The following is a 6,396-nucleotide window of genomic DNA, read 5'->3' as shown; positions in this document are numbered from 1 at the left end:
ATTGACTTGCTAGCGAGATTTACATCTCATTTTGGTTGATTGCTCAACCGATTTGCTTACTCACTCGTTGTTCAGTTTTCAAAGATCAATGTCTTTCTTTTTCGCCCCGCCGTTTAGCGGCGACTTTTATAATATATCACATTCGAACCATTCGATGCAAGCTTTTTTTATTTTAGTTTTTTCAGCTAAAAGTCGAAAGGCTTGTCCGAATTCGGTTTAAATGCGCGCCGTTTTGAAGCGGCGAGTGTTAATTTATCATAGAATCGCAAACAAAGTCAAGCGATTATTTAAAAGAAAAAAAGAACCGGGAAACATCCCCGATTCTTATTGTATTTTATCACTCATTCACGCTGGTGTAGCGCAGTTCAATCTCGGAAGCTTGCTCATCAATCAAGACAGCTACTTCTTTAATTAGCCCCTTTTTCACAAGTTTATTCAGCAAAAGCGGAAGATCTCCTTTAATTTCAACTAACTGAGGATGCCCTTGCAGCTCGTCAGCGCTAAGCGGACGTTCACTTTTGCGAAGAATCTGAAAAAGCGCTTCACAACAGTTTTCCATTTTGGACATCACGGAAAATTCGCAAGCCAGCAGCACGAGCTGAACTCTTTGCTTGAGTGTTTCCTTGCTCATCGTCAACTCCTCATACAGCTTGTAGACGCCCGGGTTAATCGCGCGAATTTGTCGCCATACCGTGATTTCAGGGTGATACCCGTCTTCAATAATAACAATACGCGCCCAGTGATGCAGAGCTTCCAAAATATTGTTGTACGCATCCAAAATATGCTCATCTAAAATGTATTCCTTGCTTTGCAAATATTTGCGCAGGAAAAATGTGAATTCAAAGAGCAGCTTTTGTTCGCGCAGATCAACCGGAAACTCCAGAATACGATGGCGCAGGCCTTCCAAATACGTATTGTGATCCAGAAGTATCTCCCCTTTTAGCAGCCAGTGAAGGATATTGCGGTTGTCACCGTGACGTATCCATTGTTCCATGGAAGCAGGATCGATCCACCTTTCTTGTATCCTCGAATCGTCTCTTATATAATTAGTCGTATGATTGTTCAGTTTCAGGTCATTCGTTACTACAAGTAGTAGCGTATCAAAGCCATCTGTCAGAGAGGGAAGCTGCTTAGGATTGTCAACCGCCATAACACTCATGACTCTCGGGTCACTGCGGAACTTAAGCAACGCTTGATCTTTATTGATTCCCATGGGTTTTCCAAAGCTCCTGTCTCCATTTTGTTTAGTTTTGTATTCTACAAGGATGCAGAAGTTTCCTGCTGATTTCTGTGACAATTCATCCACAACACACCTTATCTGATTGGGAGGAACGAAGCGTGCTTTTAAAATCGAGTAAAGTAAACGAATTTCGCTTGTGGGGACTGGCGCTCACGATGGGCGGCATGCTGCTCATGATTGTCGGACTGGCCGGCATCGTATTTGATTGGGGGACGGCGGGGCGCGTACTTGCCATTATTTTTATGACATTAGGGATGATCAGCGTGCTGGTCAGCATGGGTATTTATTTCTGGGCCGGTATGCTGTCCACATCCGCGGTTGTCATCGACTGTCCAGAGTGCGGCAGAAGGACGAAAATGCTTGGCAAAACAGACCGTTGTATGTATTGCAAAACGATTTTGAGCGTAGACCCGCAGTATCAGCCTGACGCGCACAACGAAACCGCCGCAGCGCAAGAGGCTAACTTCGAACCAAGCCGCGAATACGAGCAAAAGCCGCATTGAGAAAAAGAACGGAGAAAAAGCCGGATCCCTTGAACGGGATTCGGCTTTTTTGGTGCTGGCTAGGGCTGCAGACTTTTCTGTAAAATCGGCCAAGTTGCCGGAATCTCAAAGCCCCGGCGCCAGGTCGCGATACCTGCGAGGTCGTACTTTTTTACAATTTCAAGCCTGGACTTAAGCGAAACTTCATCCTCGAGCCAAATACGGATCAGTTTACTGCCGTCTTTGTACTCGACGTAATTCTGACCCGTGTCAGGCAAAAAGACAGGCGTCAGCTTTTTATCCTTTATGATGGCCTGCGCGGCTTCCATCGTCAACGTTTTGGAGGTTGCCGTTGTTTTGCCGTTTGCAGTCTCATCTGTCCATTGGCGCGTATAGAAAGGAATGCCAAGGACAAGCTTAGAAGAAGGCACCTTCTCCGTATTCAGCAGCGTCGTAACCGAGCGTTCTGTCCAAGGCAGCGAGGACACGGAGCCGGACTTGGGGCTGGTCGCCCAATACTCGTCGTACGCCATCAGCATCATGTAATCGACGACTTGGGACAGCGCGGTGCGGTCATAGAACATCGACCACATTTCATTCGTAGATTTCGGGGTTACGTCGATGGAAACGGCGAGCCCCTGCGCGTGCATGAACGGTGTCAATTCGCGCACGAATTGCGTCAGGTTGTCTTTATCTTTGAGATAGACGTTCTCAAAATCGATGTTAATCCCTTGCAGATGGTAGGTCTGCGCGAAGCTAAGCAGCTGCTTGATGACGTTCATACGTGAATCATAGGAAGCAAGAGCTTTGGCTGTCCTATCCGGATCAAAGCCGTTGCTGAAGAGCGCCCACACCTGATAGTTGCGGCTTTGCGCCCATTTGACATACGAGGCATCCGCCAGATTGTTGATACGGCCTTTCTCATCCGCCAGCGAGAACCACGTCGGGCTGACGACTTGCAGACCAGGCATTTCGCCGAGCTTGGTGGTGTCCGGGTTTTTGGTAATGACGTGCTCCCACGTCATATTCAGCTTGCCCGGCGGTTTCCAGGGCGCGTAGGAATCCTTGGACTCCTGAATCGGGATCGTTTCGACGTGATCCTCGGTAAGCTCTTTCTTTTTCACATAGCCGATGGGACCACTGGCCTGCTGGACTTTGACCCAATCATTCTCCTCGCCGAGAATCATGACTAGCTCGCCGGGCGGCACATTGGCGATGTACGGCGCTTTAATAGAAGCGGAGGTGCGCAGCTGCACGGGCTTTTTGCTCATGATTTTGCCCCATTTGACAACGTCCCCTTGCTTGAAAAGCATCACCGCCCCTGTTGCCTCGAACTCCCGCACTTCAAACGGATACAGCTGACGAAGCGGCTCCAGGGGGACGTAGACGGTGTCGCCTTTTTTCTCAATCGGAAAAGAAAGCGTAATCGGCTTCTCATTAATGAGCGCAGACAGCTCCGCCGTTTTCATGCGCAGCACTTTATCCTTCGTCGTGACGATGACGGAATCGCTGCTTTTTTCATAGATGATGTTGGGATCCATCCATTCCTGAATGAGCGCGAGCGGCAGTTTAAGGCTTTCTTTCGCACCTATGGCACTCGTTGTATAATAGTCGCCTTGATAGAAGACAGGCTTATTAAGCTCATGGTAAGAGGCTTCAACTTGCGTGCGATTCGGGGAAAACTGCTGATAGAGATAAACTCCCGCTCCTGCAGCAAGCATAAAGATACATAGTAGTAGAGCCAGAACAATTCGACGGAATGATTTCAAGCGTTCACTTCCTTTGGATGAAATAAAAAAACGTGTCCTCTTTCTCTAGACGCGAGAAAGCGTGAACACGTTTAATTATACATCAAATTGGGCATAAATGAGGAGTTATGCCATTGTTAATGCTTGGTCGAGTCTGCACAGGCCGGGCAGATGCCGTAGACTTCCAACCGATAGCCACCAACCCGGAATCCGGTCTGTTCAGCCGCCGTTTGCTCCATATCCGATAGCCGCGGGTACTCGAAATCCGATATTTTGCCGCACACATCACATACCGCGTGATAATGATCTGTCATATCCGCATCAAAGCGACTCGAGCTGTCCCCGTATGTTAGTTCCCGAACGAGTCCCGATTCGATAAATACTTTGAGGTTATTGTAAACAGTCGCTACGCTCATGTTAGGAAACTTCGATTCAAGAGATCTGTAAATATCATCGGCCGTCGGATGAGTCATGGAATCGAGCAAATAGGAAAGAATCGCATGCCGCTGAGGCGTCATCCGGACCCCTGTTGTTTTCAATTTGGCTAATGCTTGCTCTAATTGTGCTGCCATGAAACTCACCACCTAGATGTTCATGATAAAACCTTACATTATATTGTACGTGCGGCACTTGACTTTTGTCAATGTCGGTTCGATGGAAAGAGGCGGAAGTTATTTATTTTTTCTCGCGTCAAGCACGAACATCACAAGTCCAGCTAAGATAAGCACACACGAGCCGATGAGCGAACCCATCATGTTATAAAGGAACGAAAACCAATCCGGCTTCTTACTCACCAGAAAAACCAAGCAGCCCATCACGATCAGCAGAACGCCCAAATTCGTTCCCTTCATCATTCTTTGCAGCGAAGCCGGGTACTCCCCTTCCCAGGCTGTGCCGGCCATTTGGAGGAGCTCGGTGTATCGGTTGAGCCGATCCGTCAACTGCAGCGCATCAAAAAGGCTGTAGAAATAAACGACCGGCAAGCATAACGAAAACAGCGTGACAGCCGGAGCGCTCGTGTTTTGCTGATTTGCGAGAAATGTAATCATGAAAATGTCCAGCACAACCAGGAGCATGAAAAAAAGCCCACGTTGCATCAGCCCCAAATAAAAATGCCCCAAGCCAGGAACGACCATCGATAATACGCCGGTAAGCCATTTGCGTTTGCGGGCTGCCGATTCGTAAGGCGTCAGAGGCGAAAAAGTCGGATCCATGCGATTGTCAGGGACGCTGTAACGATCATTATGCCTATTCAAAAGACTTCCTCCCCTCGCCTAGTTTACCGCGTTATCTGCTGAATATAGTCGGCTAGCTGAGTAACGCCGTCCTGAATGCGCAGCACATAATGAATAAGGCCGGATTGAATAAAAAGGACGGTTGCCGCCAGTGCAATGGCACCGTTTCTCCAACGGCGGTTCGGCGCCGGCGAGCTCGGCTGAACAACCAGTGTCGCATTCCCCGCCCCTGGCATGGCGATCCGCTTCATGATGCGGTTGGTCAAGCCTTCGGAGGGCTCCATGACAGGCATGTCATCCAGCAGTCTATTCAGATAACGGTTGAGGAGCTCGTCCTCTCGCAGCTTGTCGCTCATGCGCGTTCACCTCCAGCCATTTGCGCTTCAGAAGCGCCTTGCCTCTGTACAGCCTCGTCTCCAAGGTTTTGAGGGGGAGTCCAGTCACGGCGCTCATTTCGTGGTAAGACAGCTGCTTGTAATGGTGCAAATACAGGACAATCCGGTATTTATCCGGCAGCTGCGCAAGCAGCTCTTGCATCCGCTGCTGCTCATCCCTGCGCAGAAGGGCCTCTTCCGGCTGTTCGCGCGTCTCGCCGAACCAGCCTTTCATTTTATCCAGCAATGCCACGTAAGGTCTGCGCTTCTGCGCTCGCTTGTAATCCGTGACAAGGTTCATCGTCATGCGGTACAGCCAGGTTGTAAATTTGGCATCTCCCCGAAAATTAGGCAGGGATCGGAACAGCTTGACAAAGACGTCCTGGGTAAGATCCTCGGCGGTTTCCTTGTGCCCCACGATTCGGTAGACCAAGGTATAAATATAACGCTGGTGCCGTTCAATAAGGACCCGGTACGCTTCGGCATAGCCTTGACGGACCTGCTCAATTAATTGTTCATCCGTCAACTCTTCCATGGCCGATCCCCCCTTTCTGCTTTCCCACTTGCTTAGACGCCTCCCGCTTCGCGATCCCTTCAAACATTTTTACTGGTTTCGATGGTGACCCCTGTGACACCGGGCATGCTGTTCGTTTCTTCTAAAATAGCCCCAATGATGGACGGTTTCGGAATCATGACATGAAACGTAATTTGCATGAGGTCCGGCTTACCCTCCACGTCGATCTGTTCCAGCTTGATTTGCCGAATATCGACCTTCTTGCTGCCTAACAGCGTCGTGATTAGACCTAATGTTCCCGGTTGATCGACGGCGGTAATTTTGAGAATGCGGATTTTTTTGCCGTTAAAAAAGCGGTGCTCCACTTTATTCAATATCCAAAGCGAGAGCAGCACCATAAAACAAACGAGCGCCGCCGGGAAATAAAAGCCCGCTCCCATGGCCAGACCAATGCCCGCCACGACCCAAAGGGAGGCAGCCGTTGTAAGACCCGTGATCGATCTCCCGTTAAACATAATCGTACCGGCACCCAAAAAACCGATGCCGCTGATCACTTGCGCAGCCAACCTTGAAGGGTCAAGGCGCACATTCGTTTCGTTGGCAAAGGCGCCGAAGCCGTAAATCGAAAGCAGCATGACAAGTGCGGAACCAACACAGACCAGAATATGTGTTCGCAATCCCGCTGCATGAGCGCTCATCTCCCGCTCGAACCCAATGAGCCCCCCGAGCAGCAGCGCCCCGACGAGACGAATCGTAATATGTAACTGATCAATGACCCAAGGATTGCTCATGACGGCACCACT

At 49.5% G+C, this 6,396-nt stretch carries 8 protein-coding genes; 1 reads left to right on the top strand and 7 read right to left on the bottom strand.

Features of this window, described 5'->3' with window-relative positions:
- Positions 1 to 337 precede the first annotated feature (337 nt).
- Positions 338 to 1,306 (bottom strand): nucleotidyltransferase-like protein, encoded by a 969-nt coding sequence (locus ABE504_RS31965; protein ID WP_430096657.1) that lies wholly within the window; start codon positions 1,304 to 1,306, stop codon positions 338 to 340.
- A gap of 32 nt (positions 1,307 to 1,338) precedes the next feature.
- Here ABE504_RS31965 and ABE504_RS31960 point away from each other — a divergent pair, with 32 nt between their 5' ends.
- On the top strand, positions 1,339 to 1,743 hold the full coding sequence (locus tag ABE504_RS31960; protein WP_430096655.1) for a DUF2614 family zinc ribbon-containing protein: 405 nt from the start codon (positions 1,339 to 1,341) through the stop codon (positions 1,741 to 1,743).
- 59 nt (positions 1,744 to 1,802) lie between these two features.
- Here ABE504_RS31960 and ABE504_RS31955 read toward each other — a convergent pair whose 3' ends face one another.
- From ABE504_RS31955 to ABE504_RS31930, 6 genes are all read right to left on the bottom strand, one after another.
- Positions 1,803 to 3,491 (bottom strand): glycosyl hydrolase family 18 protein, encoded by a 1,689-nt coding sequence (locus ABE504_RS31955; protein ID WP_430096654.1) that lies wholly within the window; start codon positions 3,489 to 3,491, stop codon positions 1,803 to 1,805.
- Between the two features lie 116 nt (positions 3,492 to 3,607).
- Positions 3,608 to 4,042, bottom strand: coding sequence for a peroxide-responsive transcriptional repressor PerR (gene perR / locus ABE504_RS31950; protein ID WP_430096652.1), 435 nt, complete (start codon positions 4,040 to 4,042; stop codon positions 3,608 to 3,610).
- Positions 4,043 to 4,141: 99 nt separating this feature from the next.
- On the bottom strand, positions 4,142 to 4,726 hold the full coding sequence (locus tag ABE504_RS31945) for a hypothetical protein (RefSeq protein WP_430096650.1): 585 nt from the start codon (positions 4,724 to 4,726) through the stop codon (positions 4,142 to 4,144).
- Between the two features lie 23 nt (positions 4,727 to 4,749).
- Positions 4,750 to 5,061, bottom strand: coding sequence for a hypothetical protein (locus ABE504_RS31940; RefSeq protein ID WP_430096648.1), 312 nt, complete (start codon positions 5,059 to 5,061; stop codon positions 4,750 to 4,752).
- Positions 5,012 to 5,614 carry an RNA polymerase sigma factor gene (locus tag ABE504_RS31935; protein WP_430096646.1) on the bottom strand — a complete coding sequence of 201 codons (603 nt, stop codon included), beginning with the start codon at positions 5,612 to 5,614 and terminating at the stop codon, positions 5,012 to 5,014. Before ABE504_RS31935 ends, ABE504_RS31940 begins: the two co-directional genes overlap by 50 nt.
- Positions 5,615 to 5,673: 59 nt before the next feature.
- Positions 5,674 to 6,384: an MgtC/SapB family protein gene (locus tag ABE504_RS31930; RefSeq protein ID WP_430096644.1), complete on the bottom strand. Its 711-nt coding sequence runs from the start codon at positions 6,382 to 6,384 to the stop codon at positions 5,674 to 5,676.
- Positions 6,385 to 6,396: the final 12 nt, after the last annotated feature.

It is taken from the genome of Paenibacillus oryzisoli (assembly GCF_050467285.1).
Taxonomy (GTDB): Bacteria; Bacillota; Bacilli; order Paenibacillales; family NBRC-103111; genus Paenibacillus_E; species Paenibacillus_E oryzisoli_A.
Note: the sequence above shows the minus strand (reverse complement) of the source record. Positions and strands in the feature narration are given on the sequence as shown.